Annotated in this window: 32 protein-coding genes and 1 tRNA gene; 12 read left to right on the plus strand and 21 right to left on the minus strand. The window is 65.5% G+C overall.

Translation table 11 applies throughout. The features are described 5' to 3' along the window. The first annotated feature begins 2 nt into the window (after positions 1-2). Positions 3-440 (plus strand): DUF1810 domain-containing protein, encoded by a 438-nt coding sequence (locus ABIB51_RS03815; RefSeq protein WP_354185633.1) that lies wholly within the window; start codon positions 3-5, stop codon positions 438-440. 29 nt (positions 441-469) lie between these two features. On the opposite strand, the gene ABIB51_RS03820 is transcribed toward ABIB51_RS03815, so the two are convergent. Both ABIB51_RS03820 and ABIB51_RS03825 read right to left on the minus strand, forming a co-directional pair. Beyond that, the gene (locus ABIB51_RS03820; protein ID WP_354185635.1) at positions 470-1609 is read right to left on the minus strand and encodes an EAL domain-containing protein; all 1140 of its coding nucleotides are present in this window, start codon (positions 1607-1609) and stop codon (positions 470-472) included. Between the two features lie 8 nt (positions 1610-1617). Beyond that, complete coding sequence (locus tag ABIB51_RS03825) at positions 1618-1794, minus strand: DUF1059 domain-containing protein (RefSeq protein ID WP_354185637.1); 177 nt, start codon at positions 1792-1794, stop codon at positions 1618-1620. A gap of 120 nt (positions 1795-1914) precedes the next feature. On the opposite strand from ABIB51_RS03825, the gene ABIB51_RS03830 reads away from it, so the two are divergent. Next, positions 1915-2286, plus strand: coding sequence for a VOC family protein (locus ABIB51_RS03830; RefSeq protein WP_354185639.1), 372 nt, complete (start codon positions 1915-1917; stop codon positions 2284-2286). A 37-nt stretch (positions 2287-2323) separates the two neighbouring features. Here the strand turns inward: ABIB51_RS03830 and ABIB51_RS03835 are convergent, their stop codons facing one another. Beyond that, on the minus strand, positions 2324-2926 hold the full coding sequence (locus tag ABIB51_RS03835; protein WP_354185641.1) for a DinB family protein: 603 nt from the start codon (positions 2924-2926) through the stop codon (positions 2324-2326). 433 nt (positions 2927-3359) lie between these two features. On the opposite strand from ABIB51_RS03835, the gene ABIB51_RS03840 reads away from it, so the two are divergent. After that, positions 3360-3545 (plus strand): hypothetical protein, encoded by a 186-nt coding sequence (locus tag ABIB51_RS03840; RefSeq protein WP_354185643.1) that lies wholly within the window; start codon positions 3360-3362, stop codon positions 3543-3545. Positions 3546-3681: 136 nt separating this feature from the next. Beyond that, positions 3682-3948: a hypothetical protein gene (locus tag ABIB51_RS03845; RefSeq protein ID WP_354185645.1), complete on the plus strand. Its 267-nt coding sequence runs from the start codon at positions 3682-3684 to the stop codon at positions 3946-3948. 19 nt (positions 3949-3967) lie between these two features. On the opposite strand, the gene ABIB51_RS03850 is transcribed toward ABIB51_RS03845, so the two are convergent. Continuing rightward, entirely contained in the window at positions 3968-4288 is a 321-nt protein-coding gene (locus ABIB51_RS03850) for a GYD domain-containing protein (protein ID WP_354185647.1), read from the minus strand. 250 nt (positions 4289-4538) lie between these two features. On the opposite strand from ABIB51_RS03850, the gene ABIB51_RS03855 reads away from it, so the two are divergent. Genes ABIB51_RS03855 through ABIB51_RS03865 form a run of 3 tightly spaced genes read left to right on the plus strand, consistent with a single transcriptional unit; the run spans position 4539 to position 6208 of the window. Then, a complete protein-coding gene (locus ABIB51_RS03855) occupies positions 4539-4970 on the plus strand; it encodes a hypothetical protein (protein WP_354185649.1) in 432 nt (143 codons plus the stop codon). A gap of 10 nt (positions 4971-4980) precedes the next feature. After that, entirely contained in the window at positions 4981-5889 is a 909-nt protein-coding gene (locus ABIB51_RS03860; RefSeq protein ID WP_354185651.1) for an aminoglycoside phosphotransferase family protein, read from the plus strand. 19 nt (positions 5890-5908) lie between these two features. Then, entirely contained in the window at positions 5909-6208 is a 300-nt protein-coding gene (locus tag ABIB51_RS03865) for a hypothetical protein (RefSeq protein ID WP_354185653.1), read from the plus strand. A 302-nt stretch (positions 6209-6510) separates the two neighbouring features. On the opposite strand, the gene ABIB51_RS03870 is transcribed toward ABIB51_RS03865, so the two are convergent. The 8 genes from ABIB51_RS03870 to ABIB51_RS03905 form a co-directional block, all read right to left on the minus strand. After that, positions 6511-6999, minus strand: coding sequence for a hypothetical protein (locus ABIB51_RS03870; protein WP_354185655.1), 489 nt, complete (start codon positions 6997-6999; stop codon positions 6511-6513). Positions 7000-7019: 20 nt separating this feature from the next. Beyond that, positions 7020-8024, minus strand: a complete 1005-nt coding sequence (locus ABIB51_RS03875) for a hypothetical protein (protein ID WP_354185657.1) — start codon at positions 8022-8024, stop codon at positions 7020-7022. Positions 8025-8203: 179 nt separating this feature from the next. Beyond that, the gene (locus ABIB51_RS03880) at positions 8204-8566 is read right to left on the minus strand and encodes a hypothetical protein (protein WP_354185659.1); all 363 of its coding nucleotides are present in this window, start codon (positions 8564-8566) and stop codon (positions 8204-8206) included. After that, complete coding sequence (locus ABIB51_RS03885; protein WP_354185661.1) at positions 8545-8949, minus strand: hypothetical protein; 405 nt, start codon at positions 8947-8949, stop codon at positions 8545-8547. The genes ABIB51_RS03880 and ABIB51_RS03885 overlap by 22 nt, the downstream gene beginning before the upstream one ends. Further along, entirely contained in the window at positions 8950-9663 is a 714-nt protein-coding gene (locus tag ABIB51_RS03890; protein ID WP_354185663.1) for a hypothetical protein, read from the minus strand. Continuing rightward, on the minus strand, positions 9660-9956 hold the full coding sequence (locus ABIB51_RS03895) for a hypothetical protein (RefSeq protein ID WP_354185665.1): 297 nt from the start codon (positions 9954-9956) through the stop codon (positions 9660-9662). The genes ABIB51_RS03890 and ABIB51_RS03895 overlap by 4 nt, the downstream gene beginning before the upstream one ends. Before the next feature lie 15 nt (positions 9957-9971). Continuing rightward, positions 9972-10862 carry a hypothetical protein gene (locus ABIB51_RS03900; protein ID WP_354185667.1) on the minus strand — a complete coding sequence of 297 codons (891 nt, stop codon included), beginning with the start codon at positions 10860-10862 and terminating at the stop codon, positions 9972-9974. Positions 10863-10866: 4 nt separating this feature from the next. Continuing rightward, on the minus strand, positions 10867-11343 hold the full coding sequence (locus tag ABIB51_RS03905; RefSeq protein WP_354185669.1) for a helix-turn-helix domain-containing protein: 477 nt from the start codon (positions 11341-11343) through the stop codon (positions 10867-10869). A 264-nt stretch (positions 11344-11607) separates the two neighbouring features. On the opposite strand from ABIB51_RS03905, the gene ABIB51_RS03910 reads away from it, so the two are divergent. Further along, positions 11608-12816, plus strand: a complete 1209-nt coding sequence (locus ABIB51_RS03910; protein ID WP_354185671.1) for a tyrosine-type recombinase/integrase — start codon at positions 11608-11610, stop codon at positions 12814-12816. Between the two features lie 107 nt (positions 12817-12923). Here ABIB51_RS03910 and ABIB51_RS03915 read toward each other — a convergent pair. Both ABIB51_RS03915 and ABIB51_RS03920 read right to left on the minus strand, forming a co-directional pair. Then, positions 12924-13005 (minus strand) — tRNA-Tyr (locus tag ABIB51_RS03915). Between the two features lie 150 nt (positions 13006-13155). Then, entirely contained in the window at positions 13156-13410 is a 255-nt protein-coding gene (locus ABIB51_RS03920) for a hypothetical protein (RefSeq protein WP_354185673.1), read from the minus strand. 199 nt (positions 13411-13609) lie between these two features. Here ABIB51_RS03920 and ABIB51_RS03925 point away from each other — a divergent pair, with 199 nt between their 5' ends. Beyond that, on the plus strand, positions 13610-14101 hold the full coding sequence (locus ABIB51_RS03925; protein WP_354185675.1) for a YajQ family cyclic di-GMP-binding protein: 492 nt from the start codon (positions 13610-13612) through the stop codon (positions 14099-14101). Positions 14102-14185: 84 nt separating this feature from the next. Here the strand turns inward: ABIB51_RS03925 and htpX are convergent, their stop codons facing one another. Together htpX and ABIB51_RS03935 are read right to left on the minus strand one after the other, a co-directional pair. Continuing rightward, on the minus strand, positions 14186-15082 hold the full coding sequence (htpX, locus tag ABIB51_RS03930) for a zinc metalloprotease HtpX (protein ID WP_354185677.1): 897 nt from the start codon (positions 15080-15082) through the stop codon (positions 14186-14188). A gap of 66 nt (positions 15083-15148) precedes the next feature. After that, positions 15149-16420, minus strand: coding sequence for an MFS transporter (locus ABIB51_RS03935; protein WP_354185679.1), 1272 nt, complete (start codon positions 16418-16420; stop codon positions 15149-15151). A 110-nt stretch (positions 16421-16530) separates the two neighbouring features. Between ABIB51_RS03935 and ABIB51_RS03940 the strand changes: the two genes are divergently transcribed. The 3 genes from ABIB51_RS03940 (at position 16531) to ABIB51_RS03950 (ending at position 19305) form a co-directional block, all read left to right on the plus strand. Next, positions 16531-16998: a Fur family transcriptional regulator gene (locus ABIB51_RS03940; RefSeq protein ID WP_354185681.1), complete on the plus strand. Its 468-nt coding sequence runs from the start codon at positions 16531-16533 to the stop codon at positions 16996-16998. Between the two features lie 23 nt (positions 16999-17021). Beyond that, complete coding sequence (locus ABIB51_RS03945; RefSeq protein ID WP_354185683.1) at positions 17022-18542, plus strand: catalase; 1521 nt, start codon at positions 17022-17024, stop codon at positions 18540-18542. 127 nt (positions 18543-18669) lie between these two features. After that, a complete protein-coding gene (locus ABIB51_RS03950) occupies positions 18670-19305 on the plus strand; it encodes a DUF2461 domain-containing protein (protein WP_354185685.1) in 636 nt (211 codons plus the stop codon). Positions 19306-19386: 81 nt separating this feature from the next. On the opposite strand, the gene ABIB51_RS03955 is transcribed toward ABIB51_RS03950, so the two are convergent. From ABIB51_RS03955 to ABIB51_RS03975, 5 genes are all read right to left on the minus strand, one after another. Continuing rightward, positions 19387-19992: a TetR/AcrR family transcriptional regulator gene (locus ABIB51_RS03955; protein WP_354185687.1), complete on the minus strand. Its 606-nt coding sequence runs from the start codon at positions 19990-19992 to the stop codon at positions 19387-19389. A gap of 224 nt (positions 19993-20216) precedes the next feature. Beyond that, on the minus strand, positions 20217-21800 hold the full coding sequence (locus ABIB51_RS03960) for an amino acid permease (RefSeq protein ID WP_354185689.1): 1584 nt from the start codon (positions 21798-21800) through the stop codon (positions 20217-20219). Between the two features lie 140 nt (positions 21801-21940). Next, positions 21941-22348: a DUF779 domain-containing protein gene (locus tag ABIB51_RS03965; protein ID WP_354185691.1), complete on the minus strand. Its 408-nt coding sequence runs from the start codon at positions 22346-22348 to the stop codon at positions 21941-21943. Between the two features lie 80 nt (positions 22349-22428). Then, the gene (gene exaC, locus ABIB51_RS03970; protein ID WP_354185693.1) at positions 22429-23952 is read right to left on the minus strand and encodes an acetaldehyde dehydrogenase ExaC; all 1524 of its coding nucleotides are present in this window, start codon (positions 23950-23952) and stop codon (positions 22429-22431) included. A gap of 136 nt (positions 23953-24088) precedes the next feature. Continuing rightward, positions 24089-25477 (minus strand): GAF domain-containing protein, encoded by a 1389-nt coding sequence (locus ABIB51_RS03975; protein WP_354185695.1) that lies wholly within the window; start codon positions 25475-25477, stop codon positions 24089-24091. Positions 25478-25493: the final 16 nt, after the last annotated feature.

Below are 25493 nucleotides of genomic sequence, written 5' to 3' on the forward strand. Positions count from 1 at the left end.
TTGTGGACGATCCTTTTGACCTTGAGCGCTTCGTCACCGCCCAGGACTCGGGCGGCACCTACCTACAGGCCGTCCGGGAGCTTCGCGGGGGCGCCAAGAGGAGCCATTGGATGTGGTTCGTTTTCCCCCAGCTGGCGGGCCTCGGACACAGCGCCACCGCCGTCCGGTATGCCATCTCCAGCCTGGCTGAAGCGAAGGCCTACCTCCGCCATCCGGTGCTGGGCCCGCGCCTGCTCGAAAGCGCCGGGGCCGTGGCCGGCGTCGAAGGACGCACCTTTGGGCAGATCTTCGGCACCACGGATGAGCGGAAGCTGCGGTCGTCCATGACCTTGTTCCTGCGGGCAGACCCGGACGAACCGGTCTTCCAGCGGATCCTCGACCTGTACTTCGAGGGGCAGCCTGATGCCGCCACTGACCGGCTCCTGGGCACAGCGGACTGAACCGCGTTCCGGACCGGGACTGGATCCGCCTACCCGCCGCTGCCCGTCAGCGCGGTGATCATCCGTTCCATCCGGGCGACGCCGGCGTAGCGGCCGGCGTTGTCCGTCACCAGCAACGGCTCGAACCGGCTGGCCTTCGCCCGGGTCATGGACCGGGCAAGCGCTTCGCTCAGCGGCGTGTCCAGGTTCACCCGCATGCCAGGGCTCACCAACCCGAGCCCCGTACTGTCCGAGTCAAGCACCGAGACTGGCCGGAGGTGGTCCCCGAGCAGCACCACCGACTGCACCGCGGGGTTTGCTGCGAAAGCCTCCGCTGCGAGCGCGGTACTGGTGGCCGTTGCCGCCGTCTCCAGGATGTCCCGGATGACGGTCTTGTGGACTACCGGCCGCTGTGAGGCCAGCCGGTGCGCGAGATCAAGGTCGAGGCTGGCCCATGGCGGGCCGGGCCGGGCCAGGCAATAGCCCTGCACGAGCGGCACTCCGAGGGACACCAGGGCATCGAGCTCTTCGACCCGTTCCACGCCCTCGGCGAGGATCCACGCGTCCACGCGGCTGGCGAATGTTCCCAGCATGCTGATCAAGGCGCGCTTCGCCTCATCCTGGTCGACGTCCTGGATCAGTTCGCGGTCGATCTTGATCAGCGAGGGGCGCAGCGCCAGAAGGTGCCGCAATCCCGCATAGCCGGCGCCGGCGTCGTCGATTGCGATCAGCGCGCCGGCAGCCCGGAGCTGGTTGAGGTCAGGTTCCAGCTCGACGTAGGAGTCAATGGGGGTCTGCTCTGTGAGTTCGACGACGAGGCCCGCCAGGCTGCCTTCGTCCCGCCAGACGCTGCGGATGTTTTCGCTGGGCAGCAGTTCGGGCGAGACGTTGACGGTCAGGAAGCAGTTGGGCGGCAGGGTGGCCCGCGCCGCGAGCGCAGCGCGCAAGGCGGCCGCTTCCAGCTCGGCCGACCTGCCGTGGGACCGCGCGGCCGCGAACCACACTTCCGGGTTCTTCTCGGCGAAACCGGGGAACCGGGCCAGGGCTTCATACCCCACCACGGTGCCGCGGGACGTATCAACAATCGGCTGGTAGGCCGAGGACAGGCCGTCACCGCGGCAGGCGGCCGCCAAAAGCTCTTCCCAGTTCGTTGCCGGAGCCGCGCCGGCACCGGGAGGCGGACCGTCCACCGCGGGTATCAACTAATTGGAACGATTGCTTTGTGCACCGACTGGACCAGCCCCAGCGGCAACTCAACCAATCCGTGGGCTGATGCGGCGTGGGCCGCAACGTTGACCAGGATTTCATCGTCCGTGCTGCACACCCAGCGGGCTTCGCAACCGGGCACTACATCTCCACATGCAAACGACTTCACTAGGGCTCCTCAGATTCGACGGTGAACCGCATAACCCTACTCCGGCCACCGCGCAAAGACGGCGAATTTCCGCGGAGCCGGGGGTGTTGCCCGGCCTGGACCGGGGTGTACTTTGGCCAAATGATCAGCGTCGGCTCCATCGTCATCCGTGTCGATGATCTCCGGCGCCAACTGGACTTCTGGACGGCCGCTCTGGACTACGTGCCGCGACGGCCTCCCGAAGAAGACTTCGTTGTCCTCGGGCCGAGGGATGGGGCCGGCCCGAACATCTCGCTGGACCGGGTTCCCGCGACCGCCCAGGTACCTCCGCGCATCCACCTCGACTTGTACTCGGACCAGCAGGACGCGGACGTGGAGCGACTCCTTGGCCTCGGGGCGAGCCGGGTCGAATGGGGCGGCCGGCCTCCGGATGCGGACTACGTGATCCTGGCCGACCCGGAGGGAAACCGCTTCTGTGTTGTCGACACCGCCGGCGTGCCCGGGCCGGGCTGATATGAGTTGAGCTAGTCCTTTCCAGACACCGCCGGAGCTAGGCGGGGTTCGGCGTCGCCGTGCTGCCGGCGGCCTCTTGGGCGGCGGCCTCGAGCCTTGCCCGGTGCGCGGCCCACTCGTCCGGGGTCCGCGGGGTGAGGTTGGGGTCGCCCGGGCGCTGCCCGGCTGTCCCGTCCACCAGTTCCCGGAGGATGTCGGCATGCCCGAGATGGTGGGCCGTTTCGACGCACATGTGGACCAGAATCTGGTGCAGGGTCACGTGGCGCCGCTCTTCCGGCCACCAGGGCACTTCGCCGGTCGCGTCGACGGGGAGCTGTTCGATCGTGGCGTCGCTGTGCGCTGCCGACAGCCGGTGCAGTTCGATGATCTGCTCCCGCGTCTCATCCGCCGCTGCCCACATGTCCGCATCCGGTTCCGCGTCGTCGGCGAACCATGGCAGCTCCAGTCCGGCGGGCCGCCCGAACACTTCGCCGAAGTAGCCAATTTCAACGCTGGCCACATGTTTGACCAGGCCCAGCAGGCTGGTGCCGGTCGGCGTCAGGGGCCGCCGGATGTCGTACTCGCTGAGCCCGTCGAGCTTGCCCAACAAGTCGTCACGCCGCGTGCGCAGGTACCGGTGCAGAATCGCCTTTTCATCCATGACGGGCACTATACCGAATGGCCGGCTCCGGGCCGGCGGGTCGGTGGACTTAATCAAGAGTGTGGAATAACGTCCCATCGACGCTCCAGCACGGCACGGCTGACAGGAACCCTCGTGAATCCACCGCCCGCCCCGCCCGTATCGTGCCCGCCGGAGGACCGGGGCTTGGCTGACGTGCGGGAGAAACCGGGGACTCCGCCGGCACGGCGGACGCACAGGTCCGCGTCCGCCGGACCCGTCGCGGCCGCAGTCTGGGCCGGATCCGCCGTCGCACTCGTATGGTTGCTGCTCCTGGGCGGCGTCGTCATCGGGGCTGGGCCGCCGTGTCGGCATTGAGCCAGGCATTGACCTGCTAGCTCCCGCCGAAACAAGTATCGACGCCTGGGCGTCTGCGGAGGAGTATTAAAGGGCAGTCACCATAAGGAGGTCAGTGATGTGCTATCAGTACAACCGGGACTACTGGCGTGACGTCCAGAAGGATGCCACAAAGGAGCCTGAGGTGCGCCCTGAGCCCCGGGTGGAGGAGAAGGACTTCAAGTTCTGGTACTTCCCCCGCCGCAGCAGGGAATTCACCGTCGAGGAACCGGCAACGGTTGACCGGACCAGCGAGAAGGTATAGCCCCGGCAAGACCACGGAAGGCTCCTCGGTGAGGGGCCTTCCGCCCGTTCCGTGCACTGTTCCTGCGGAACCGTGCACGGCGGCGCGGGAAGTGCGGAAGACTGTAAGTCCTCGATCACGAAGGTTTGGACCCACATTGATTAATCTCCAGCAGGACGCCGAAGGCTATATCCGCATGAACAGGCACTATCCCGGCAGCACGCGCATCTCCATCACCTTCAACGATGGTTCAACGGAGGAAGTCTCCGGTCATCAGCTCAATGCGGCCTACGACGAAGCCCTGGCCGTGTACCGGGCGCAGAACCACCTTGATGCGAAGGGTTACTCGCGGGCACCGAAGAAGACGGTCCAGCCGGCCAACAAGATCGAGTTCGTCCCGGTTCATCCGGGCATGCCCGAGTAACTGCCCTGCTCTATTGCCCCTATTGCCCGGGGGCCCGGTAGGACAGCGTCTTCCTGGCAGCCTTGTCGAGGTCCTCAGGTGTCATGAGCGGCTTCAGGTGCACGTTCACGGAGCCCGTCGAGTTGATCATGAGCGACAGGGCGGCGGCGTCGGACTGGTCCGGGATCTCGAAGACACCGAGGACGTCGGTGTCGCCGAAGGCGTAGTAGAAACTTTCGAGCGTGCCCCCAACGGAGTTGAGGGCCTCGACGAGCGCCTCCCTGCGTTTTGTGCCGCCTTCGCGCATGAGGCCCTTGATTCCGTCGCCAACGTAATTCGCTTCGAACAGATATTTGGTCATGGTCCTATTCCTGTCCCCTGAAGTCCAGGACTCGGGCGTCCCACGGTGCGCACGACGCCATGGAGGAAGTCCCGGAACTGCCCCGAAGTAGGGCTGTGCGCACATAGTAGGCCCGTCCGCTTCGCGCTGACAACGCTTGCGCAACAGCTGCCGGCAGGCGGCGGTGCACGGCGTCGGTCCAGGCATGGGAACACCCCGGCTGGCCGGTGCTGTAGCGTCGGGTGGAACGACAGCCTGAGGGGGCAGCGCCATGAATCGTCCACCACTCCCGGTCATTGCTGCGATCGCAATCGCCTTGTTGCTGGGCGCGTGTTCGGCCCCGGCCGGCCTGGCCGCCTTCCAGCGCGACGCTACCGCCGCTGACCAGCTGCCCGCGGGGCCGGACACCCCGGGCACACCGAAAATGGAAAACACGCGCGTGCTCGCGGAAGCCGACGGTGTCCGGTACTACGCCGCCCAGACCGATAGTTCCGCCGTGACGTGCCTGGTCAAGGTGCCCGGCGATGGCACCACTGGCTTTGTTGCGGGATGTGGAAGCTCAATGGTGACCGGCCAGATCGTGACGGTGTCGGGGGCGGACGGTTCGGCGGCCACCTTGGTGACGGACGGTTTCGACACGAAGGAACTCGAAGCCGCCGGGTGGCGCAAGCTCCAGGAAAACGTCCTCATCGGGCGCAGATAGCCTGGTACACGTGCCGATTACCAAGCTCCATGCCTCCGAGCCGGACATTGACATCGCCCAAGTCGGCCGTATGGTCGCAGACCAGTTCCCTCGGTGGGCGGGGCTGCCGCTGGCTCCGGTGTCCGCCAGCGGGACTGACAACGTGATGCTCCGGCTTGGTGAGGGGCTTGTCGTCCGTCTTCCGCGCACTGTCTCGGCCGTACCCTCGCTGCGGAAGGAGGTGCGGTACGCGCCCGTCCTCGGCCCGCGCCTGCCTGTACCGGTCCCGATTCCGCTCGCCGTGGGCGCGCCGGGGCGGGGCTACCCGTGGCCGTGGACGGTATCCGGCTGGCTGGAAGGCGGGAACCCTTCCCCGGGCGACGCTCACGGGCCCTCACTCGCGGTGGACCTCGCCGACTTCATCGCCGCACTGCATACCGCCGACGTCGGGACTGAGACGTCCGCCGGTCCGTTGCGCACCTACCGGGGCGGCCCGCTTGGTGCCAGGGACGTCCTGACCCGCTCCGCCATCGGCGGCTGCGCTGACCTGCTGGATCCAGCGCTCCTGACGGAAGCGTGGGACGAGGCCCGCAGGGTGCCCGAGGGGGCCGGGGAGGCCGTCTGGATCCACACGGACCTGCAGCCGGGCAACCTCCTGGCCGCGGGCGGGCGGCTCGCCGGTGTCCTTGACTGGGGTGGCCTCGCCATCGGCGACCCCGCCGTCGACCTCATCGTCGCGTGGAACCTCCTCGACGACGAAGCGCGGGCGGTGTTCCGGGACGCGATGGACGTTGACCAGCCGACCTGGAACCGAGGACGGGCCTGGGCACTCTCGATCGGCATCATCGCCTATCCCTTCTATGTGGACACCAACCCGCAACTGGCGCGGGTGTCGAAGTACCAGATCGAGCAGGTCGTGGCGGACATCTCCCGACGTTAGGCCGGGCGAAGGGTGCACTATGGAAAAGTACATCTCATGGCCTTGGAACCGGCCGTGGATCTGGCTTGTGTGCATGGGCGCCGTCGTCCTTGTCAACGCTCCGGTACGGCTTATGCGCCAAGGGTGCGGGCAGGCAGCCACGGCGGCGGGATTCGACGTCGCCGATCTGCCCTGCAGTGACGCTCCGGTTCTGGGCTGGGTGGTGACCGGGGTCGTTGGCGCGATCTCGCTCCTACTGCTGGTGCGGTTTGCCGTCGGGCTCCTCAAGGCCGTCGGCTACAGCCGCAAGCTTGCCGCGCGGAGTCCGCGCCGGCGCTGAGCAAAAGAAAAAGCCTCCGGAACCTGTTGGTTCCGGAGGCTTTCGCAAGGGTGGCAGATGAGGGATTCGAACCCCCGTAGGCGTTGCCAGCTGATTTACAGTTGTCACAGCCGAGTTAGCAGCAGTTATCAGAAGTGGCCTAGAGCGGCTTGCATTCAGGGAATTTCCCGGATGCAAGCCGCCCTAGTTGTCAGCAGTTATCCCCAACAAACGCCTCTTCCCCCACAAATCCCCAACAGAACATCTACCTCAGGAGACGTTTGCAGGAGCTCACTTCAGCCGTAGGCCCCGCATGAGAAGCGTCAGAGTTTCACGGGGCTCTTCGTCACCTGCGCCTTACTGTTGTGCCCCTGTTTGGAGAACAATCCGTTGATCATAAAGGCCGTGACGAGTAGACCTGCCGCAGTGACGGCTCCGGTGTAGGCCATTACCCACATTGCAGCGGGATGTTCAGGCCGAGCCGAGAACAAAGCACAGGCGATCGCGCCGATGACCATCAGGGCATAACCGCCAAAGAGAACGCCCCTCAGAAAGCCGCCATAGTCGTCCACGATCTCCTGCAGCATTTGGCCCTTCAGCGAAAGCACGGCCGTTCCAGTCAAAGACAGCCCGCTTGCCACTCCACCTACCTGAGCCACGTTGGTCAGGCCCGTTTGTATGCCAGTAACGGTTATGCCCTGCAGGAAGAAGACAACCAGCAGAGCGCCACCTGCCCCAACCGCGATAAGGATGGCGAGGAGCAGGATGACAAGGCTCTTAGTCTCGGCTGCCGGAACGTCGTTTGTAGTCATCAGTCCTGCCCCTCTCGCTTCTAATCGATCTTGAACCTCAGGCGTGCTAGATCTTTCCTATCGTTACAGAAGGCACTGACAATCTCGCTTATCGCCGTGGAGGCCTCAAAGGATCTCGTTGCTCCCGGCGCGAGAGCAACCTTCACCTTTCGTGTCAACCGATGGTGAAGGAGGTCAATCTCGTCGGCCGGAACGTCTGCACCCTGATCCTGAGCGATCGTAACCTGGGCTTTCTGAACAGAGCCCTCCAAGTCCCCAAATTCCTGTGAAAACCAATCAAGAATCGCCTCTTCGTCACCCGGTGCGCTCTGACCTGCAACACGGCTGACCTTGACTTCGATACGAAGGGCACCGACTGCAGCTTGAGGGCGTCCAAAGATGCGGGCGAGACCAGATGCGTCGCGGACATTGTTGCCGAACAGACCGGCAAAGGCCATCGAACGTAGCCCAGTGGCAGTCCTCAGCTTATTTGCCTGCTGCTTGTCGATGACTGGATGCACAGCCCATGAGAATTCTGGATCGTCTGGATCCAACATGCCCGCGCCCTCCATCGTCAAGGTCAGCCACTCGGCAAATGTCTTCGCCCTTGCTGCTGACACAGACTCGGCCATAACTCCGAAGATGTTGCCAAACGGCGCGAACCAAACGAACAGGTTGTCTACGGGTTCCCATCCGTCACCGGCCAAACCCAGCGGCTGCTGATCCCCGCTTTCAGTGTTCAGCTGGTTGGGGACGAAGTCCTTGCCGCCCGCGAGAACAACGCCGTAGGTGGTGGTTTCGTCCACTACCTGTATCGCGTCCTCGAGATCGCTTACCGCGAGACTGTCCTGCCATGCGTTAGAAACCGGAAGGGAGCGAATGAGACCGCTTTGCTCGCGCCCGTCGACAGAGTAAATATGCTGTGGTCCGTACAGCTTCCCCAGGACGCTAAACCAGTCAACTTCCTCGACTGCCGCGCCACTCCTACCGTCAACCAGCCGCCACCACTGAATGGTGCGGGGAATCTTTTCCCTGATTCTAGCCACCTGCGCCCCCTGCGTGTTGTAGCTCGCGAGGGTGCAGCCATGATCGACCCGACCCCCACCGAGTCATTCTGTGTCAGTGTTCAGTTCGAACACTGACACAGAATACAGGGCACTAGAGAGGAGAAGGTGCGTATGACCGCGAATGCACAGCAAAAAGAACCGACCTAGGCCAGCGAAGACTATAGCCACCCCCGCGCCGCACACATGCGGTACAGCTCCAGGGCCTTGGGGTGCTTCACCTCGGCCCAGCCGAAGCCGCGGTACTCCGGATCCGTCATCAGCTGCCGGAGCGCGTCCCGTTCCCCGTCCCGGATAGGGCGCTCGCCCGTCAGATTGGTGAGTGCGAAGCCTCCCACCCGCATCAGCTGGTGCGCGTGCCCCTCTTGTGCTTCCCGGCTTTTGTCCGCGGTCAGGTACAGAATGATGCAGTCCCGCGTGAGTACCCCGATTTCCCCATACGCCGCTTCCCAGTCGAACGGCTCCCGGCGTTCCGGGCCCTTGATCTTCTCTTCCAGCTGGCCTACGCGCGTTTTGCGTCCCATGCCCATTTCTCCTGCTCCTGTTGTGTGGCGATCTCTTCCAGCCGGGTCAGCCGCTGGTCCAGATCGTCCCCCGCTATCCGGTGCCCCAAATCCAGCAGTTTGCTGGCGGCCCGTAGGCGGACGTCTGCTGACCTGCTGGCCATCAGGCGGACCAGAACCGCTACAGCCTCCTGCTGGGCCGAAAGGACCGCGCTGACCGCCTGCTGGTGCGTCTCCCGTGACAGCCGCCGGTACTCCTCCTGAAATTCCGGCTGTGCAAGCCAGCGGCGGAGCGTGGAATGCCCTACCCCGGCACTCTCGGCGGCTGTCCGGAGGTTCGGCGTGACCAGCAGGGCCGTGAGTGCTGCCCGCTGACCCCGGGAAAATTGCTCAATCGTGCTCATTCACAGCCACCACCGTGCACCGCCGTGGCGTCGCTGCTGTGCTGCCTGCTCCCGGGTCTGCCCGTCCGGTCCGTCCGGTCCGCCGCTCAGTGGCTGGTGGAAGCCGTCCCGGGGTCCCCCGTCGATCCACTCGGTTGCTGGCGGGAACGGTTCGAGGAGATCCGCGCCCTTGACGGCTTCCAGCAGGTCCGCGGCGGTGATCGTGGTCCGCATGCGGCCGCTTGCCGGGTCCCATGGCCTCCTGCCGCCCGTGCGCTCGTTAGCGGCCCGGCAGTCCCTGGCTAGCTGCAGCCAGCCGTTCCACTCGGTCAGGATCGCGTCAGTGGCCCCTAGCGCGGTGGTGCGGGTCCGTTCGATCAGGTCCGGTAGCGCTTTCCTGTACGCCGTCTCGGCCTTCCCGCGCTGGTCGGCCAGCAACCGGTCCTGCCACTCCGAAGCGTCTTTACGGGCCGTTATCGCCCGGTGCAGGACGGCGTGATGTGGCTGCATCTCTATCGGTGCAGGCCGCTGGGGCTCCGGCGCGAAGAGGCGGCGGCTCTCAGCCGCTTCCGCCTGCCATGCCGTCATCTCCTCCTCGCGCTTGGCCCGGGCTTCATCGATGGCAACGCGCGCTGCCCTCTCCCCCGCATTGATCCGGTCCTGTTCCTCGATCACGGGGCCCAGAATGTCTGCCCGGACCTGCTCCGCAGTCAAGGGTGCAGTCTTCGGGCTCATGCTTCCTCTGTCCCGAAGCTCTTGGCAATGGCACGGTCTAGCGCGTCCATGCCCTGCGTGTCCGATGCCTTGGCCTTGCCAGCTCCGGCGGTCGTTCGGGACGGTTCCGCGCCATGCTTCCGGCTGGCCGCCATTTCCAGCCGCTGCAGCTGTGCCCTCTGGGCAGGCGTCCCGTACGTGTCAATCGTCCAGGCGGCGCCTGAGCCGAGCGGCCCCCGGGGGTCCGCTCCGGTGGCGATGACTTCCTGCAGCACGTCGAAAGCAATCTGTACTGCTGTTTCCTGAGTTGCCATGATGATGTTTTCCTTTCAGGGAGTGATTCCGGCCCGGGCGGGCGGGATCTTTTCTTCCAGCAGCAGAGCGGATGCCCACGCCGGGGGTGTGGTGGATTGATGGATCCACCGCTTGCTCAAGGCCAATTCCCAGATCTCCGGGCCCGTGAGCCCCCGGCACCGTTGCAACCTGCTGCGGGCGATGGCGTATTCATTCGTGCCTTTCGGAGGCCGGAGCCTGCGTATGTAGTCGACTGCTTCCGGATTCGTTCCGGCTGCTTTGAGTTTTGCGGCCTCGATCTCCGGCGGCGTCAGATTGAGCGGCAGGGCTGGCGGGCATTCGTCCGGCGGAGTGGGCTCCTGATCTAAGTTTTTTGTAGATGGGTTGATGGAAAAGCTTTGTTGGGGTATCTCCTGAGAGATACCCGGTTGGCTCTCAGAGATACCCGGTTGGCTCTCAGAGATACCCGGTTGGTCTTCGGGAGATAACCGGTCCTGCACCTGATCGGGTATCTCCTGAGAGATACCCGGTTCCCCCACACCGGGTATCCCCTGAGAGATACCCGGTTGGGCGGTATCGGGTGTCTCCTGAGAGATACCCGATACGGGCATGGTCAGGTTGTAAACGTCGGCCCATTTGCGGTCAGGGTGAGAGTTGGACGCCGTGACGCGGGTGATCCATTGTTCGGCCCTGAGGGTTGCCATGTGCCGCTTGACGGTAACCATCGAAAACCCCGTGATTTCCGCCAAAAGTGGATTACCCGGGTGCGCGTTCGTTCCGTTCTGGTCCGTAAAGTCCCAGAGGGCGTAGGCAATCAGCTTTGTGATTTGCGGCAGGCCACACCGGGCGATTGCCCGGTGCCAGTCGAACTTATGAGAATCGGCGTTGCGCTTCAGCAGTGGTCCACCCCCAGAGTCCCGGGGCACGGCGTCAGGATCCGGTGGGAGAGGTGTGGTCTGCGCCGTCGAGCCCGAGAACCCGGAGTAGGCCGGTTTTCGGGACGCGGATGGCTCTACCCAGTCGGACCACGGGGCAGGGGAAGCCGTTCGATTTGACGAGTCGGTAGCCGGTGGCCGGGCTGATCCGGAATGCCCTGCAGGCGGTTTCGAGGTCTACGGACGGCGGCAGGTCCAGCACTTCGGCCGTTGTCATGGCGGCGGAACCGTGGGGCGCGGGGGCTGGCTCCGGCAGTGTTGCGGTGTCTGCCTTGGTGACCCATTCGAGGACAGCGCTCCGGCGGTACTTCAGCCTGCCCTTCACCATGGAGCATTCGGGCCCGGTCCCGCGGTGTCGATGGTTATACAGCGCTTGGGAGCTGCAGCCGGTCATCTCGGATACCTGCTTGATGCTCAGCAGGTCGTCATCAGGCGCGGGGGCCGTCTGGGGAATCGCTTTGGCGGAAGACACTTGTTTGTTGCTCCTTCATATCTTTATTTGGTGCCCTTCGCCAAAAGGTGCCTTGATTCTTGCATGCCCCGGTAGAATGAGCAAGACAAACTGTTCAGGATATGCCCCCTTCGGATGGAATGTCAATAGTTGGGGTGTTCCGGCGAAAGGACGGCCATCGTGGCCCAAGCGGTAAGGACCGGCCCATGGCCTCAGTCCCGGGCCAGGCACACGGGTTACAGGTCGTCAATAGTTCAAGATTCACGGCGAAAGGAAATATCGAAGATGGGTAAAGCAGCAGGGGTCTACCAGCGGTGCACTCCCGGGTGCCCGGCACGGTGCAAGCGGCACAAGTGGGGATTCAGTGTGGAGTTCCCTCCCGGTCAGGACGGCAAGCGGCTCCGCATTGCCGAGTCCGGTTTCCCGGATCAGGAGACGGCCAAGGAAGCCCGGACCAAGGCCATGCGGGCACACAAGGAAGGGACGCTCGAGGCTGACCGGCGGAAGGAAACCGTGGGCCAGTATCTGGAACGGTGGCTGACGGCGAAGGAATCGGCTAAGACCATCCGGGCGGCGACCATCCGGTCCTACCGGGGGCATCTGGATAACTACCTGATCCCGAACCTTGGCGGCGTCCGGCTGTCTGACCTGAAGGCGGCCCAGATAGACGCGATGCTGGTCAAGGTCCGGAAGGCCAATGCGGGGAAGCTCAAGAATCAGCAGGTCAGCGCCTCCACAGAGCGGCGGATCGTTGCCACGCTCCGGTCAGCGCTGCGGGATGCTCTCAGGGCGGGCCAGATTCACCGGGACCCCACTATCGGTGCCCACGTCTCCAAGGAAGCGGCAGAGCGGCGGGACGTGTGGACTCCGGAAGAGTTCGGCCAGTTCCGGGCGTGGATGGAAGCCCAGGACGGCCACGCGGAACGCCTAGCCCCGCTGATCCTGTTTGCCGTGGGCACGGGTATGAGGCTTGGGGAAGTCTGCGGGCTCCGCTGGTCAGACGTGGATCTGGCGGCCGGGGATCTGACCGTCAGGCAGCAGGCACAACTGCAGGGCAAGGAAGTTGTGTTTCAGCCCGTCAAGACCAAGGCCGGGCAGGACCGCTGGGTACCGCTCGCCGGATGGGTGCCTGACGTACTGAAGGCGTGGAAGGTCCAGCAGGGACGGGAGCGCCTGATCTCCGGGGAAGCGTGGGCAAATGACCGGGGACTGGTCTTCACCGACGCGCTAGGAGCCCCGCTGATCCCCAACAACGTGTCCAAGACCTTCGGTCGCATGGCCGAACGCGCGGGACTGCCCAAGGTGGTTTTCCACAGCCTCAGGCACTTGGCCGCAACGATCATGCTGCAGAACGGCCTGCCGCTGCCCGTAGTGTCCCGAATCCTTGGGCACTCAACCATCACCGTCACGTCAGACCTGTATTTCGACGTGGTGAAGGACCAGCGGCTGAAGGACGACGTCTCCGCGGCCTATGCGCGGGCCTTCAGCGCCTGATTCCGGACACTTCCCCCACAACTTCCCCCACAATTGGGCAAAAAAAGACCCGCCCGGACCTCTAAAGAGATCCAAACGGGTCTAAATTCCCCGGAAATCCGGGACTGTGGCAGATGAGGGATTCGAACCCCCGTAGGCGTTGCCAGCTGATTTACAGTCAGCCCCCTTTGGCCGCTCGGGTAATCTGCCGAACTTCAAAAGAAGATCACTCGCGGCTTCCAGCTGCAGAACGCCTGTTTCCAGTCCGTTTCGCTTCCAGTAACCGCGGGCAAGACAACTTTACAGAACTTCCGCCGAAGAATCGAATCGGCGCCCTGCGGCCCCAAAAAGCCCGGAATATCAGGCTTCCCCGAGGATGCGTGCGGCGATCTTGGCCTCAAACTTGGACGCCTGCTCCTCCGTGATCTGATTCAGCTGGACCGCACGCGCGAGGTCAGCCTGGACGCCGTCGAGCCGGGAGGACGCATCCGCGGCCGGACTGAAGATGATGGAGGCGGCCAGCGCGGCGGCGGCAACCGACGTCGCTGCCGTGGCGATGCTGCCCGCAGCGGCAGCTGTGGTGCGGGTGAGGTAACGGACGGCTTTGCGGTGCATGTTCATAGCCTTTCGAGCAGTTCTTCCAACCTCTGCAACTCTCGCCGCCGAAGCTTCGTTCCCGCCCTGCTTCTGCTTTGAGCGGACTGTGAATCGGGCGGCCGCCCTGCCGGACTTCACTTTGGGGGCATCCGTACTAGGCTGGAATGCAGACATCAGGGCCATTCACAGGCACCCGGCAACCCCCAGGAGGACAGTCATGGCAGGCGAATCCACATTCGACGTCGTCAGCAAGGTCGACAAGCAGGAAGTCGCAAATGCGCTGAACCAGGCCCAGAAGGAACTGGTCCAGCGCTACGACTTCAAGGGCGTCGGCGCCGAGGTCGACTTCAGCGGCGAGAAGATCCTGATGAAGGCCAACTCGGAAGAGCGCGTGCTGGCCGTCCTGGACGTGCTGCAGTCCAAACTCATCCGCCGCGGCATCTCCCTGAAGTCCCTGGACACCGGCGAGCCGTACGCCTCCGGGAAGGAATTCCGCCTCGAGGCTTCCATCAAGGAAGGCATCGAGCAGGACCTGGCCAAGAAGATCAACAAGCTGATCCGCGATGAGGGGCCCAAGGGCGTCAAATCCCAGATCCAGGGCGACGAACTCCGAGTTTCGTCCAAGTCCCGCGATGACCTCCAGGAGACCATGAACCTGCTGAAGGGCTTCGACGAGGCCGACCTGCAGTTCGTGAACTTCCGCAGCTAGCGGCCCGTCCGCGGCGCACGTTTCCGCACGCCGCGCAAAGGGCTGGCGAGGCGGGTATTCCCGTTGCGCCAGCCCTTTCGCGCGTCACGGAGCAATCTGCGCGTCGCCAGGCCGGAGCGGCCGGCCCGCCATCCGCTCCAGGCGGCCGATCCGATCTTTCATCGGCGGGTGGGTCGAGAACAGCTTCGCCATGCCGCCGCCGCTGAACGGGTTGGCGATCATGAGGTGCGAGGCGTTGACCAGCCGTTGGTCCGGGGGCAGCGGCGCCATTTGCACGCCCTGCTCAATCTTGCGCAGGGCCGAGGCGAGCGACAGCGGGTCCCCGGTGAGCGCGGAACCGTCCTCATCGGCGTCGAACTCCCTGGTGCGGGAAATCGCCATCTGGATCAGCGACGCCGCGAACGGGGCCAGCAGCGACATGGCAAACATCGCCAGCGGGTTCCCGTTGCGCCGGTCACCGCCGAAGAACAGCAGCATCTGCCCCACCGAGGTGATGACGCCGGCGACGGCGGCCGCCACCGAGGAGGTCAGGATGTCCCGGTTGTACACGTGCATGAGTTCGTGGCCCCGCACCCCGCGGAGCTCGCGGGTGTCTAGCAGCCGGAGGGTCCCCTCGGTGCAGCACACGGCCGCGTTCTGCGGGTTCCGGCCCGTCGCGAAGGCGTTCGGGGCCAGCGTGGGCGAGACATAGTTCCTCGGCATCGGCTGCTGGGCCTTGGCGGAGAGCTCCCGGACGATCTGGTAGAGCTGCGGGGCCTCGGCCTCCGTCACCGGATAGGCCCGCATCGCCCGGATGGCGATCTTGTCGCTGTTCCAGTACCCGTACGCCGTGGTGCCGACGCCGACGCCGACCAGGGCCATGATCCAGATCGGCGTGACGCTGTTCATGCCAGATCCGATCAGGGCGCCGAGCGCGAGGAGCACCGCCCACAGGACGCCGATCAGGGCCGCGGTCTTCAGTCCGTTGTGATGCCTATGCACTGTGCCTCCCACGCCGTGTCCCCTGCTGTGGCGTTCCGCGAACTACCTGTACAGGAAAACGCACCGCTACGGGACGGGGTTCCGTGCGTCGTACTTCAGGAAGCCCGACTGCAAGTGAGCCACCATCCATGCCACCCCGATGCACAAAATACCACCCAGCAGCAGGACCCAACCTTCACTCAAAAGTTTAGTCCCGCCACCGGCGAGCATGTCCCCTATCCGGGGGCCGCCGGCCACGACGACGACGAACACGCCTTGCAGCCGTCCGCGCAGATGGTCCGGGGCGGACGCCTGCAGGATGGTGGTGCGGAAGACGGCGCTGACGGAGTCGGCGATGCCCGCCAGCGCGCAGCACAGGGCGGCGGGCACCAGCCACGGCGTCACGCCGTCGTCCCCCGAGCGTCCGGCGAGCACCACCACGAGGCCGAAGCCGGCAACCGAAGCGCCCCAGCCCATCACGGACCATACGACGGCGGCACCCTGCCGGCGCACCGCGCCCAGCGGCCCGGAGAACAGCCCGGCGAGGAACGCGCCGACGGCCGTCGAGGCCAGCAGGATGCCCACGGTGGCTTCGCCGCCGCCGATCATGAGGGCACCGATCGCGGGCAGCAGCGCCCGGGGCTGGGCGAAGATCATGGCCACGAGGTCGATGATGAAGGTCATCCGCAGGTTCGGCCGTGTGCCCAGGAAGCGGAAGCCCTCGACGACGGACCGGAGCCCCGCCGGACGGGCATGCTCCCCCGGCGGCATGGGCGGCAGCTTCAGGAGCGCCCAGAACGCGAAAGCGAAGCTGAAGACGTCGATCGAATACGTCCAGGCGAAGCCGATCCAGGCCACCAGGACGCCGGCCAGCAGGGGCCCAGCCGTCATGGTCAGCCCGAAGCTCATCATGCTCAGGGCGTTCGCGGCGGGCAGCAGTTCCTTCCGCACCAGCACCGGGATGATGGCGCTGCGGGCCGGCTGGTTGATGGCCTGCGCGCCGCTCTGCACGGCGACCAGGGCGTACAGCAGCCAGACGTTCCCCAGCTGCAGCCAGGCCTGGAGCGCGAGGCATACGGTGGTCAGCCAGAGCACCGAGGAGGCAAGCAGGGCCACCTTCCGGCGGTCATGCGCGTCCGCGATCGAGCCGCCGAGCAGACCGCCGAACACGAGCGGGACCAGCGCGAAGATGCTGAGCAGTCCCACATAGAGGCTGTCCTGGGTGAGGCGGTAGACCTCCAGGCTGACCGCCACCAAGGTCAGCTGGCTGCCCAGTGCCGAAACGGCTGAGCCCAGCCACAGGCGGCGGAAGGCCGGACTTTCGCGCAGAGGCGTGATGTCCGCCAGAAATTTCCCCACCGGGTAACTCTAGCCACGAGCGCGGAGGCCCGTGGCGTGGGCAGACGTTACCGGCGGATATTAGCCTTGCCTTATTGTGAGAAAATCATAATAAGTGCTTGAATGGGGTCATGACGGATTCCGCGGGTACCCACGACGCATGGGCTGCCGCCCTGCGCGCCCGCGGCCGCCGGGTGACGAAGCAGCGCCTGGCGGTGCTCGCCGCCGTCGAACACCATCCGCATTCCCCGGCAGAGAGCATCCTTGCCGCCGCCCGGGAGGAACTGCCCGAGCTGACGGCGCAGTCTGTGTACGTGGTCCTGGGCGACCTCACCGATCTGCAGATGCTGCGCCGCTTCGAGCCGCCGCACTCCCCCGCCTTGTACGAGACGCGGGTGGGAGACAACCACCACCACGCCGTCTGCATCGGCTGCGGGCGCGTCGAGGACGTGGAATGCGCCGTGGGCCATGCTCCCTGCCTCACCCCGCACTGGGACGAGGGCGCCAAGCCGATGACCATCCAGATCGCTGATGTCATGTACCAGGGCATCTGCCAGGACTGCCAGCGCACCCAAAAACTTCCCTCCGAACGAAACTAAGTAACCCAACCAGAAGGAGAAAGATGACTGCGAACACCTCTGCGCCCATCTCACCCGTATCCACCCCCGCCCACTCGACGACGCAGTCGGGCGCCCCGGTCACGTCGGATGCCCATTCCCAGGCAACCGGCCCCGACGGCGCGATCATCCTGACTGACCACTACCTGATCGAGAAGCTTGCGCAGTTCAACCGCGAGCGTGTGCCGGAGCGCGTTGTGCACGCGAAGGGCGGCGGCGCCTTCGGTACTTTCAAGACCACCGAGGACGTCTCGAAGTACACCAAAGCCGCACTGTTCCAGCCGGGCACCGAGACGGACATGCTCATCCGCTTCTCCTCGGTTGCCGGCGAAGCAGGCTCCCCCGACACCTGGCGCGACCCCCGCGGTTTCGCCGTGAAGTTCTACACCACCGAGGGCAACTACGACCTCGTCGGCAACAACACTCCGGTGTTCTTCATCCGCGACGGCATCAAGTTCCCGGACTTCATCCACTCGCAGAAGCGCCTCCCGGGCACCCACCTGCGCGACGCGGACATGCAGTGGGACTTCTGGACCCTCTCCCCGGAATCCGCGCACCAGGTCACCTGGCTCATGGGAGACCGCGGCCTCCCGGCATCCTGGCGTGAAATGCAGGGCTACGGCTCGCACACCTACCAGTGGATCAACGCCGAGGGCGAGCGCTTCTGGGTCAAGTACCACTTCAAGTCCAACCAGGGCGTCAAGTCCATGACGGGCGACGAGGCCGAGGCACTCGCCGGCGCTGACGGCGACTTCTACATCCGCGATCTCCAGGAAAACATTGCCGCCGGCAACTTCCCCTCCTGGGACCTGCACGTCCAGGTCATGCCGTACGAGGACGCCAAAACGTACCGCTTCAACCCGTTCGACCTCACCAAGGTGTGGCCGCACTCGGACTACCCGCTGGTCAAGGTGGGCACCATGGAGCTGAACCGGAACCCGGAGAACTACTTCGCGCAGATCGAGCAGGCCACCTTCGCGCCGTCGAACTTCGTGCCGGGCATCGCCGCGTCGCCGGATAAGATGCTGCAGGCCCGCATCTTCTCCTACGCGGACGCACACCGTTACCGCGTGGGCACCAACCACGCGCAGCTGCCGGTGAACCTGCCCAAGAACCAGGTCAACAACTACAGCCAGGACGGCGCCGGGCGTTACCACTTCAACGCCCCCTCCGTTCCGGTCTACGCCCCGAACTCCGTGGGCGGCCCGGCTGCCGTGGAGCCTGCCGTTGCTGGCGGCGGCTGGGAGAATGACGGCGCGCTGACGCTCTCCGCGCACTCCCTGCACGCTGAGGACGGCGACTTCGGCCAGGCCGGCACGCTGTACCGCGAGGTCTACAACGACGGCGAGAAGGCCCGCCTCCTGGACACCGTTACCGGTGCCGTCAGCGGCGTCAAGAACGCCGGCATCAAGGAACGCGCCATCCAGTACTGGACCAACGTCGACGCCGAGTTCGGCGCCAAGCTGCGCGCCAACCTGGGCGCCGGCCAGGTCGAGTCCGACGCCGAGGCCGCCAACAAGGTCTAACGGCGGCTGCCCTGCAGTTTTAGCACCCGACACCCCGTCACGGTTCGCCGTGGCGGGGTGTTCGCCGTTTTCCACATAAGCGCCACTCCCCTCGCCGTGCGGCACGCTGTGTCCATACGATTCATCCATGACCCCATTCGAAGGCATCCCGGATGCCGCCTTCCGGTTCTATGCCGAGCTCGAACACAACAACAACCGCGACTGGTGGCTGGAGCACAAGGCAATCTACGACGACGCCGTGAAGGGGCCGCTGAGCCTGCTGCTTGCCGAACTGGAACCGGCCTTCGGTGCGGCGAAGCTCTTCCGGCCCAACCGGGACGTCCGGTTTTCGCTGGACAAATCGCCCTACAAGACGGCGCAGGGGGCGTTCGCCTCGACAGCTGAGGGCGTGGGGTTCTACCTCCAGCTCGACGCCGATGGTCTGCTCATCGGGGCAGGCTGCCACACACATACGCCGGCCCAGCTCGCCCGGTACCGCAGCGCCGTCGATGCCGGGGCCAGCGGCGGCGAGCTCCAGGAGATTGTGCAGGCGGTTGAGTCGGCCGGCTTCGCGGTGGAGGGCGAGAGCCTCAAGACCGTCCCGCGGGGCTTCGACAAAGACCACCCACGGGCCGGGCTGCTTAAGCACAAGTCACTCACGGCAGGTGTGGAAGTGGGCCAACCCGGCTGGCTCTCCACGCCCGGGGCCTCGACCGAGGTGGCCCGGCGGTGGGAGGAGCTGCGGCCCCTGGTGGAGTGGATCAGCCGGTACGCCGCGCCCTGACCGGCCTCCGGGGTGTCCGGTGGTGTCCGGTGCGCCGTCCGGCAGCCGGGGTGTCAGCGCTCCGGCTTGCTTCCGGGGGTGTCAGGTGTGCTCGCCGTCGGTGGCGAGCCGGCGGTCCAGGTTGTTGAAGAAGACCAGCATCATCAGCTCGAAGGCCTTGCTGGCTTCCTCCGTCTGGTTCATCACCACGAAGTCGAACTGGAGTCCGTAGAACGCGGCCGTGAACAGGCGCGCGTCGTTCTCCGCAAATTCCTCCACGATGCCCTGCAGCATGAGCCAGTCCCGGGCCTTCCCGTGCAGCATCCGGTAGTCGTCCTGCGCCGCGCCGCGCGGTACTGCCGCCACGATGTCCTGGGCTGTCGCTTCGAATTCGAGCCGGGCCAGATGCCGGTTGCGCTGCGCCATGGTCCACCGCCAGGACTCCAGGAGAAACGCCCGCCAGGCGTCCCTGTCAATGTCCCGCACATCTGTGGCGCGGATGCTGTCCAGCCGGGATTCGATGCTGCCGATGATCTCGTTCACCAGCTGTTCGCGGTGGCCGAAGTGGTAGACCAGCACGTAGCTGCTGACGCCCAGGCCCTCGGCCAGGCTCCGGAATGTGAGCTCCGCCAGGGTCTTGTCCATGAGGTAGTCCAGAATCGCGGACAGCAACTCTGATTTGCGCTCCGGTCGTGCTGGGCGGGCCATGATCCCAGCTTAGGGAGCGGCGGGGCCCACCGCTGCTGCAGGATCCCGATCCGCCCGGCCAAAAGCCCACCCGACGCCCGCCCGACGCCTGCCAAACGCCCGCCAAACGCCGAAATCGCCGGAGACGTGCGAATTCGCCGGAATTTTCCAGCGAATTCGCACGTCTCCGGCGACTCCGGTTGTTCCCGTTGCAGGTGCGGCTGCAGGGACCGGCCGCTTCCCGGTCAGGAGCGGCTGAGGGCGTCCTCGTCGTCGTCAACGGCCGGCTCCATGGCCGGCTCGGCGTCGCCGCCGGCGGTCCTGCCGGACGTACCGTTGACCGATGCCTTGGCGACGGCGAACTTCTCGTTCAGCCGCGAGTGCCGCTGGCCGTAGGAGAAGTAGATGATGACACCGATCACGAGCCAGCCGGCGAAGAAGATCCAGGTCTCCACCGCGAGGTTCGTCATGAGGTAGAGGCACAGGACCGCCGAGACGACCGGGAGCACCTTACCGAACGGGACACGGAACGCCGGCTTCAGGTCCGGGCGCTTCTTCCGCAGCACCAGGATGCCCAGGCTGACCATCACGAATGCGGACAGCGTGCCGATGTTGATCATTTCCTCGAGCAGGTCCACATTGGTCAGCCCGGCCACGAGGGCCACGCCGGCACCGCAGATGATCTGGAGTCGGACCGGCGTCGCGCGGGTGGCGCTGGTTTTGGACAGGGAGCGCGGCAGCAGGCCGTCGCGGCTCATGGCCAGGACCACGCGGGAGAGGCCCATCAGCAGCACCATGATCACCGTGGTAAGGCCCACGAGGGACCCGAAGGCGATGACCTTGGCGGCGTCGGTGTTCCCCACGGCCTCGAAGGCGGTGGTGAGCGTCGGGTTGTCGGCTTCGGCCAGCTTCGTGTAGGACACCATGCCGGTCAAGGCCAGCGACACCAGGATGTAGAGGACGGTGACGACGGCGAGGCCGCCGAAGATACCGCGGGGCAGCGTCTTCTGCGGGTTCTTGACCTCTTCGGCCGAGGTAGCCACCACATCGAAGCCGATGAAGGCAAAGAAGACCAGGGCGGCGCCGGCGAAGATGCCCAGCGTGCCGTACTGTGCAGGAGCGGCGCCGGTGAGGAAGCCGAAGAAGGACTGCTTGAGGACGTCGGCGGTTCCGGTGCCGCCGGTCGGCTCCGAGGCCGGCACGAACGGGGCGTAGTTCTCGAACTTCACGTAGCTGAAGCCCACCACGATGACGAACAGCACGACGGCGATCTTGATCAGGGTGAAGATGTTGCCGACGCGGGCGGACAGCTTTGTCCCCAGCACCAGCAGCACGGTGAACACGGCGACAATCAGGAACGCGCCCCAGTAGAGGTCCAGGCCGCCGAGGGAAATCGACGGCGGAATGTCGACGCCCATCAGCGCGAACACCTTGCTGAGGTAGATGCCCCAGTACTTGGCGATCACGGCGCCGGCGGTGAACAGTTCCAGGATCAGGTTCCAGCCGATGATCCACGCGAGCAGCTCACCCATGGTGGCGTAAGTGAACACATACGCGGAGCCGGCCACCGGGATCGCGGTGGCGAACTCGGCGTAGCACATGATGGCGAGAGCGCACGTGACGGCGGCGATGGCGAAGGAAATCGTCACTGCCGGTCCGGAGAAATTCGCGGCGGCCTTGGCCCCGACGGAGAAGATGCCGGCGCCGACAGCAACGGCGACGCCCATAATCATGAGGTCCCAGGTACTGAGCGACCGCTTGAGCTTACGTCCGGGCTCATCGGCGTCAGCCATGGACTGCTCGATGGTCTTGGTCCGGAATAGGTTCATAGGAAAGTCCACAATCTCGATAACGTGTTGGAAACAGACCTATCCATAGTAGTGTCCATCCAGTGGACGACCATTTTTGTCCCACATAGTGAGACGCTCCAAGCGTCCGCCAGGAGGCTCAGCGCCCGTGTGCGGCCGCCTCAGACGGGCCAGTCCATCAGCGTGGAGCGGATCAGGAAGCGTTTGCCCTCGGGTGATTCCACCGAGAAGCCGCTCCCCCGGCCCGGGACGACGTCGACGGTCAGGTGGGTGTGGCTCCAGTAGTTGAACTGCTCCCGGGACATCCAGAATTCGACCGGCTGGGGCTGCAGCCCGTCCGAAATGTCGAAAAGTCCCAGCTGCACGTCCGAGTCCCCGGTAATGAACTCCCCGGCCGGATAGCACATCGGCGAGGAACCGTCGCAGCAGCCGCCGGACTGGTGGAACATCAGCGGCCCGTGCTGGAGCCACAGCTTGCGCAGCAGTTCCACGGCCTCCGGCATGAGCGCCACCCGGGAGAAGTCCTCGCCGGGGCAAGTCACGGCGGCGTCGAGCCTGGTCTGGGTCATCGGGGTCTCCCTGGCTGGTCCGGAAAGTGGTGCGGGCAGGGCGGATCATTCACGATCCGCCCCGCCCGGGTCAATGCGGCTTAGAAGAAGCCGAGCTTGTTCTCGTTGTAGCTGACCAGGAGGTTCTTGGTCTGCTGGTAGTGGTCCAGCATCATCGAGTGGTTCTCGCGGCCGATGCCGGAGGACTTGTACCCGCCGAACGCGGCCCCTGCCGGGTAGGCGTGGTAGTTGTTGACCCACACACGGCCGGCCTGGATCTCGCGGCCGGCGCGGTAGGCGACGTTGCCGTTGCGGGACCAGACGCCGGCGCCGAGGCCGTACAGGGTGTCGTTGGCGATGCCCATGGCGTCGTTGTAGTCGCTGAAGCGGGTCACGGAAACAACCGGGCCGAAGATCTCCTCCTGGAAGATCCGCATCTTGTTGTGGCCTTCGAAGATGGTCGGCTGGACGTAGTAGCCGCCGGCCAGGTCGCCGGGCATTTCGGCCCGGGCGCCGCCGGTGAGCACCTTGGCGCCCTCCTGCTTTCCGATGTCGATGTAGGAGAGGATCTTTTCCAGCTGGTCGTTGGAGGCCTGGGCACCAAGCTGGGTTTCGGTGTCCAGCGGGTTGCCCTGGATGATTTTCTCCACCCGGGCCACGGCGTCGGCCATGAAGGAATCGTAGATGTCTTCCTGGACGAGGGCGCGGGACGGGCAGGTGCAGACTTCGCCCTGGTTGAAGGCAAAGAGCGTGAAGCCCTCCTGGGCTTTGTCGTAGAACGCGTCATTGGTGTCCGCGACGTCGTTAAAGAAGATGTTCGGGCTCTTGCCGCCGAGCTCCAGGGTGACCGGGATCAGGTTCTGGCTGGCGTACTGGCTGATCAGGCGGCCGGTGGAGGTTTCACCGGTGAAGGCGATCTTCCGGATGCGGGGGCTGGAGGCCAGCGGCTTGCCGGCCTCGACGCCGAAGCCGTTGACCACATTGAGGACGCCGGCCGGCAGCAGGTCGCCGATGAGTTCCATCAGCACCAGGATCGAGGACGGCGTCTGCTCGGCCGGCTTCAGGACGACGGCGTTGCCGGCGGCGAGGGCCGGGGCGAGCTTCCAGACAGCCATCAGGATCGGGAAGTTCCAGGGGATGATCTGGCCCACGACGCCGAGCGGCTCGTGGTAGTGGTAGGCGGTGGTGTCGTCGTCGAGCTGGGACAGCCGGCCTTCCTGGGCGCGGACGGCGGAAGCGAAGTAGCGGAAGTGGTCGGCCGCGAGCGGGATATCGGCGTTGAGGGTTTCGCGGATCGGCTTGCCGTTGTCCCAGGATTCGGCGACGGCAAGCATCTCGAGGTTCTCGTCGATGCGGTCGGCGATCTTGTTCAGGATGGCGGCGCGCTCGGCGACGGAGGTCTTGCCCCAGGACGGTGCGACCTTGTGCGCCGCGTCCAGCGCCAGCTCGATGTCTTCGGCGGTGCCGCGGGCGACCTCGCAGAAGGCCTTGCCGGTGACGGGGGTGATGTTCTCGAAGTACTGGCCCTTGACCGGGGCAACCCATTCGCCGCCGATCCAGTTCTCGTAGCGGTCCTTGAAGGTGACCTTCGAGCCCTTGGTACCGGGCTGTGCGTAGACAGTCATTGCTAGCTCCTTTGCTGTGCAAGATTGATGGCGGCCTGTTGCTTGGCTCTCACCGTTGCCTACAGCGTAGGAGGCGCAAGGTTGCAGTCAGGTTGCAAGCAAAGTGATCCGGGTCACCTTCGCGAATAAAGGCCGGTCAGGCCCCGAGTTCCTGGTCCAGCCGTTCGAGATCGGCGACGACGGCGGCGCGCTTGGGCGAGCGGAGCGGCAGCAGCTTCAGCGCGGCGGTCCGGACTCCGACGTCGTCCCTTGCCTCGGGAAGCTCGGCGTATTTCAGGAGCGATTCCGCGCTGCCATCGGTCAGCACAGCCTCGCGCAGCAGGGAGGAGACCCGGGTCCGCAATTCGGCGATGCCGGGCGCTTCCGAGCGCGGCAATACGGCCCCGCGGTAGATCTCCAGGGCTATCCGGTGGGCGCCGCGCTGCAGGCAGTTAAGGACCTGGCCGGAGTCCGGCACCAGGTCCATCGGCAGCCGGTAGGGCCGCGATTCCGGGACCGCCTCGGGCTTGAGTTGGTGCAGGACCTTGCGCAGGCGCACCATCTCGGCCCGCAGCGTCATGGTGGACGCCTCCCCGGGATAGAGCAGGGTGCAGAGCTCCTCCGCGTTCAGCCCTTCAGGGTGAATGCTGAGCAGGATCAGGATTTCGCTGTGCCGGGCAGACAGGGACACGGTGCGGCCATCGATGCTGAGCAGCGCCTGGTCCCGGCCGAGCAGCTGGAGGCTGTTGCGGTAGAGGCTGCCGGCGGCGGCTGACGCACCGCGCCCGCTGTGGGAGGCGGACGCCTGGTTTCGCCGTCGCGGCGAGGTCTGCCGGGCCGCGGCGAGCTGGAGCCGTTCCACCCTCAGGTGGGCCTGGGCGGCGGCCACGGTGGCTTCGACGAGGGACAGCGTATGCGGGGCGACGGCGGATTCCGTCCCGGTGATGTCCACGACCCCCAGCAGCGCCCCGGAATCCGGGTCGTGGAACGGCACTGCCGTGCAGCTCCACGGGTGGACGGAGCGCTTGTAGTGTTCGGCGCCGGAAATCTGGATGCCGCGGCCGAGGGCCAGCGCCGTGCCTGGGGCGCTTGTGCCGACGGTCGCCTCGGACCAGTCGGCCCCCGGGACGAACATCATGCCCTCGGCCCGGCGCCGCATGGCGGCGTCGCCTTCGACCCAGAGCAGCCGGCCCACCTCGTCCCCCACGGCCACCAGCATGCCGCTGTCGTGGCTCGGCAGGACCAGCAGCTTGTGGATCACGGGCATGATGGCGGCCAGGGGGTGCTGCCGCCGGTATTCTTCGAGTTCTTCGCGGTCCATGGCCAGCGGGGCTTCGGGATTGTCCGGGTTGGCGTGCAGCTGCACGGATCGCTGCCACGATTCCTGGATCAGGGCGCTGATGCCGGGCAGCTGCAGGCCCTCGGGGAACGCCGGTCCGCGGGAGTCCAGCTGCTCATGGCCCACACTGGCGTATTGCTGGCGCAGCTGCGCGGTGACTCCGCCTGCTGGCGGTAACAGAGCTGCCGGAGGGACCAGGTTCTTCATTGAACTCCCATTGGAC

Origin of the sequence: Arthrobacter sp. UYCu712, from assembly GCF_040547005.1 — a bacterium.
In the GTDB taxonomy this organism is placed as follows: domain Bacteria; phylum Actinomycetota; class Actinomycetes; order Actinomycetales; family Micrococcaceae; genus Arthrobacter.

Coding starts and splice junctions, on each gene's coding strand:
- ABIB51_RS03950 (WP_354185685.1), top strand. CDS start 18,670: ATGACCCCATTCGAAGGCATCCCGGATGCCGCCTTCCGGTTCTATGCC.
- ABIB51_RS03975 (WP_354185695.1), bottom strand. CDS start 25,477: ATGAAGAACCTGGTCCCTCCGGCAGCTCTGTTACCGCCAGCAGGCGGA.
- ABIB51_RS03855 (WP_354185649.1), top strand. CDS start 4,539: ATGAATCGTCCACCACTCCCGGTCATTGCTGCGATCGCAATCGCCTTG.
- ABIB51_RS03840 (WP_354185643.1), top strand. CDS start 3,360: ATGTGCTATCAGTACAACCGGGACTACTGGCGTGACGTCCAGAAGGAT.
- ABIB51_RS03870 (WP_354185655.1), bottom strand. CDS start 6,999: ATGACTACAAACGACGTTCCGGCAGCCGAGACTAAGAGCCTTGTCATC.
- ABIB51_RS03880 (WP_354185659.1), bottom strand. CDS start 8,566: ATGGGACGCAAAACGCGCGTAGGCCAGCTGGAAGAGAAGATCAAGGGC.
- ABIB51_RS03910 (WP_354185671.1), top strand. CDS start 11,608: ATGGGTAAAGCAGCAGGGGTCTACCAGCGGTGCACTCCCGGGTGCCCG.
- ABIB51_RS03850 (WP_354185647.1), bottom strand. CDS start 4,288: ATGACCAAATATCTGTTCGAAGCGAATTACGTTGGCGACGGAATCAAG.
- ABIB51_RS03830 (WP_354185639.1), top strand. CDS start 1,915: ATGATCAGCGTCGGCTCCATCGTCATCCGTGTCGATGATCTCCGGCGC.
- ABIB51_RS03920 (WP_354185673.1), bottom strand. CDS start 13,410: ATGCACCGCAAAGCCGTCCGTTACCTCACCCGCACCACAGCTGCCGCT.
- ABIB51_RS03945 (WP_354185683.1), top strand. CDS start 17,022: ATGACTGCGAACACCTCTGCGCCCATCTCACCCGTATCCACCCCCGCC.
- ABIB51_RS03890 (WP_354185663.1), bottom strand. CDS start 9,663: ATGAGCCCGAAGACTGCACCCTTGACTGCGGAGCAGGTCCGGGCAGAC.
- ABIB51_RS03940 (WP_354185681.1), top strand. CDS start 16,531: ATGACGGATTCCGCGGGTACCCACGACGCATGGGCTGCCGCCCTGCGC.
- ABIB51_RS03965 (WP_354185691.1), bottom strand. CDS start 22,348: ATGACCCAGACCAGGCTCGACGCCGCCGTGACTTGCCCCGGCGAGGAC.
- ABIB51_RS03955 (WP_354185687.1), bottom strand. CDS start 19,992: ATGGCCCGCCCAGCACGACCGGAGCGCAAATCAGAGTTGCTGTCCGCG.
- ABIB51_RS03925 (WP_354185675.1), top strand. CDS start 13,610: ATGGCAGGCGAATCCACATTCGACGTCGTCAGCAAGGTCGACAAGCAG.
- ABIB51_RS03960 (WP_354185689.1), bottom strand. CDS start 21,800: ATGAACCTATTCCGGACCAAGACCATCGAGCAGTCCATGGCTGACGCC.
- exaC (WP_354185693.1), bottom strand. CDS start 23,952: ATGACTGTCTACGCACAGCCCGGTACCAAGGGCTCGAAGGTCACCTTC.
- ABIB51_RS03895 (WP_354185665.1), bottom strand. CDS start 9,956: ATGGCAACTCAGGAAACAGCAGTACAGATTGCTTTCGACGTGCTGCAG.
- ABIB51_RS03865 (WP_354185653.1), top strand. CDS start 5,909: ATGGAAAAGTACATCTCATGGCCTTGGAACCGGCCGTGGATCTGGCTT.
- ABIB51_RS03885 (WP_354185661.1), bottom strand. CDS start 8,949: ATGAGCACGATTGAGCAATTTTCCCGGGGTCAGCGGGCAGCACTCACG.
- ABIB51_RS03835 (WP_354185641.1), bottom strand. CDS start 2,926: ATGGATGAAAAGGCGATTCTGCACCGGTACCTGCGCACGCGGCGTGAC.